Origin of the sequence: Streptomyces sp. NPDC102462, from assembly GCF_044765425.1 — a bacterium.
In the GTDB taxonomy this organism is placed as follows: domain Bacteria; phylum Actinomycetota; class Actinomycetes; order Streptomycetales; family Streptomycetaceae; genus Streptomyces.
Genome location: NZ_JBIWKB010000136.1, coordinates 1 through 3,669, shown reverse-complemented (window position 1 = coordinate 3,669; position 3,669 = coordinate 1). Strand labels below are relative to the sequence as shown.

Genomic DNA, 3,669 nt, shown 5'->3' with positions numbered 1-3,669 from the left:
AGATCCTCGCCAAGGTCCGACTCGTCCAGACCAGCGTGAAGAAACTCGTCAATAACAACTCGAAGTAACTCAATCAGGGTCACGAGACACTAGCCGCAGGCGTGTTCGGCGTGCTACTTTTTGGTCTTTTCCCGGCTGACCGTCGAGGATGTGATCGACCTGGGCGAGCGGATCTGAGTGCGGGCGAGGACGCCCGAGTGCTCGGTCGCGTGCCAGACTGCGAGGCCGAGACCGCACGGGTTCACGGCTACCACGAGCCCGGGTGTTCAAAGGAATCCTGAACACAAGACCTTTCGCCCCGCTCTTATGAGCGCCGGGGCCATTGAGGATGGCTGCGGAAACTGGCTCCCCGCCGGGACGACTCGCACGGTTCCGAGATGAAAACGGAACACCGACCCGTTGAAGCCTCAACGCAGAACATCAAGAGTGAATTCACTCAGCCAGGCCGATGGCTGAGCGGGACCGCTCATCCCAGACGGGCTCGACAGCAGCGAACGTCGGGCCATGCCCGCGGCGGTAGACCATCAGCGTCCGCTCGAATGTGATGACGATGACGCCCGACTGGTTGTATCCGATAGTTCGGACGGTGACGATCCCTACCTCGGGATGACTCTTCGAGTCCCGGACGCCGAGGACCTCCGACTGGGAGTAAATGGTGTCGCCCTCGAACACCGGATTGGGCAGGCGAACACGGTCCCAGCCAAGGTTGGCCATCACATGCTGGGAGATGTCGGTCACGCTCTGGCCGGTCACAAGGGCCAGGGTGAACGTGGAGTCCACCAAGGGCCTGCCCCAGGCCGTGCCGGCCGAATAGTGCCGGTCAAAGTGGAGTGGAGCGGTGTTCTGGGTGAGCAAGGTCAGCCAGGAGTTGTCCGTCTCAAGGACTGTACGGCCCAGAGGGTGCCGGTAGACGTCTCCGACGGTGAAATCCTCGAAGTACCGACCGGTCCACCCCGTGACCGGCTGCGGCGCGGAGGAATCTTCTGTTCGGCTCAGGGTCATGGTCTCACTATCGGGGGCCCTCGATCGTTCTGTGAAATAGCGAACTTTCACCGAGGCTATGCGTCTGCTGCATGATGGGTGGAGCAGACGTAGTCGAGGAACCGCTGGACCACTGGCGAGCGGACACCCGACGCAGGTGTGATGACCCCCACCGTGCGGGTGGCCCCGAGATCGCTCAGGAGAACGTCGACGGCCTGGCCTTGCCGGCCCCCCGGGCTGCCGGTGCTGGGTACCACAGCCACGCCCAAGCCAGCTGACACCAATGAACGCAGCGTGCTCAGTTCGGTGCTTTCCAAGGCGACATGAGGTGTGAAGCCTGCGGCGGCGCAGAGGCGGTCCGTGATCTGGCGCAACCCGAAGACTGGTTGCAGAGCGACGAACGCCTCCTCGGCCAGCTCGGCCAGCTTGACCGAGCGGCGCCTGGCCAGGCGATGGCCGGCAGGCACAAGAAGACACAACGGCTCCTCCCGAAGGGGCACCCACTCCAGGTCGTCCCCCACGGGTCGCGGGCTGGTCAGGCCGAGGTCAAGACGCCCGCGCCGGACGCCGTCAACGACCGAATCGGCAGCATCGCCGCGCAACTCGAACGCGGTACGTGGAGCGTGGGAGCGGTATCCCGCGAGGAGTTCGGGCACCAGCCACGTTCCATAGGAGTGCAGGAAGCCGAGGGCCACTGTGCCGGCGTCCGGGTCGATCAGCGCGGCGATGCGCTGTTCCGCGGTGTCGATCTCGGCGATGGCACGCAGGGCATGAGCCCGGAAGACTTCGCCGTACTTGTTCAGGCGCAGCCTGTTTTGGTGCCGGTCGAACAGTGGCACGCCGACTCGGGCTTCCAGCCGTCTGATGGCGCGGGACAACGTCGGTTGCGAGATGTTCATCCGCTCCGAGACGAGTGTGACGTGCTCGTGCTCCGCCAGTGCGGCGAACCACTGCAGCTCTCGTATCTCCATGCTCGGACTATACGCCGAGCGTATGGAGTGGGTAGCGATTCGTCATTTCACAAAGCTCGGGCACGGCCGGAAAGTGTCCCCACATCCAATCAAGACTCCATGGGAGGGACCCCATGTCTGAGCCGCATTCCCTCAAGGGCGATCTCGCCCCCGGCCACGCCACCGGGCCCCTGAGTGGGCTGGTCGTCGTGTCTCTTGAGCAGGCCGTCGCCGCCCCCTTCGCAACCCGGCAACTCGCCGACCTGGGTGCGAGAGTCATCAAGATCGAGAGGCCGGGCAGCGGTGACCTGGCACGCGGTTATGACCGCACCGTACGGGGCATGTCCAGTCACTTCGTCTGGCTCAACCGCGGCAAGGAAAGCGTGCAGCTCGATGTGCGTTCGCCGGAGGGCAACCGGCATCTGCGCGCGCTGATCGACCGGGCCGACGTCCTGGTCCAGAACCTGGCACCCGGTGCTGCCGCCCGGCTGGGGATCGGGCACCATGTTCTGGCCGTCAGCCATCCCCGGCTGATCATCTGCGACATCTCCGGCTACGGCAGCAGCGGCAGTTACCGCGACCGCAAGGCCTACGACCTCCTGGTACAGAGTGAAGCCGGGCTGCTGTCCATCACCGGCACCCCCGACACCCCTTCCAAGGTCGGGCTGTCCATCGCCGACATATGCGCCGGCATGTACGCCTACTCCGGCATCCTTACCGCTCTGCTGAAGCTGACCCGTACCGGGCGGGGATCACAGATCGAGGTCTCCATGCTGGAGGCGCTGGGCGAATGGATGGGATACGCCGAGTACTACACCCGCTACGGGGGGACGGCACCGGCGCGAACCGGTGCCAGCCACGCCACGATCGCCCCCTACGGTCCCTTCACCACCCGGGACGGGCAGACGATCCTGCTCGGTCTGCAGAACGAGCGGGAGTGGGCCTCGTTCTGCGAACTCGTCCTGCGGCGCAGGAATCTGGTCGGCGACAGCCGTTTCGCAGGGAACGCGGACCGGGTGGCCCATCGCGCCGTTCTCGACGAGCTGGTGCGTGAGGTGACGGGCAAGCTGTCCGCCAGGGAACTGGTGAACCGCCTGGAGGAGGCCCGAATCGCCTACGCGTGTCAGCGCAGCGTGCAGGAGTTCAGCGACCACCCTCAGCTTCGGGAGCGAGACCGCTGGGCGACCTTCGACGGTCCTGTCGGACCGCTGACGGGACTGATACCCCCGGTCACGTTCCGCGACGAAGCAGACGGCCCCCAGCGTCTGAGGACCGTTCCGGCATTGGGTGAACACACCGATGCCGTTCTCGCCTGGCTCGACGCCTCCAAGGACGACACACATGACGGAGGTGCGGCATGTCCACAGAGCTGATCGGTGTGCTCGTGCTCGCAGCCGTCTTCGCGGTGTCGAGCCTGCGCGGGCTGAACATGGGCGTGCTTGCCCTGGTGGCGACCTTTCTTGTCGGATGCGTCTGGCTGGACCACACCCCCCAGCAGGTGCTGGAAGGCTTTCCTGCCGAGATGTTCGTCGTGCTCGTCGCGGTGACGTTCCTGTTCGGGATCGCCCGGGTCAACGGGACCGTCGAGTGGCTGGTGCACGCCGCCGTCCGAGTGTCCGGGCAGCGGCTTGGCGCCATGCCATGGGGGACCTGTCCCCGAGTGGTGGACACCTCTGAGCCCGGCCCCGGCAGGGGCCGGGCAGGAGGGATCTCTTATGGTGATGAAGGTCTACTCGCC

3 protein-coding genes and 1 pseudogene are annotated in these 3,669 nt (G+C 65.3%); 2 read left to right on the top strand and 2 right to left on the bottom strand.

Features of this window, described 5'->3' with window-relative positions:
* Window positions 1-432 precede the first annotated feature (432 nt).
* Window positions 433-1,002, bottom strand: a complete 570-nt coding sequence (locus ACIRFL_RS43585) for a MaoC family dehydratase (RefSeq protein WP_404041261.1) — start codon at window positions 1,000-1,002, stop codon at window positions 433-435.
* A 56-nt stretch (window positions 1,003-1,058) separates the two neighbouring features.
* Window positions 1,059-1,952 (bottom strand): LysR family transcriptional regulator, encoded by an 894-nt coding sequence (locus ACIRFL_RS43580; RefSeq protein ID WP_404041258.1) that lies wholly within the window; start codon window positions 1,950-1,952, stop codon window positions 1,059-1,061.
* Window positions 1,953-2,065: 113 nt separating this feature from the next.
* On the opposite strand from ACIRFL_RS43580, the gene ACIRFL_RS43575 reads away from it, so the two are divergent.
* Window positions 2,066-3,304 (top strand): CaiB/BaiF CoA transferase family protein, encoded by a 1,239-nt coding sequence (locus ACIRFL_RS43575; RefSeq protein ID WP_404041255.1) that lies wholly within the window; start codon window positions 2,066-2,068, stop codon window positions 3,302-3,304.
* A pseudogene (locus ACIRFL_RS43570) lies at window positions 3,289-3,669 on the top strand (hypothetical protein); the annotation flags it as partial. The gene ACIRFL_RS43575 and the pseudogene ACIRFL_RS43570, both read left to right, overlap by 16 nt.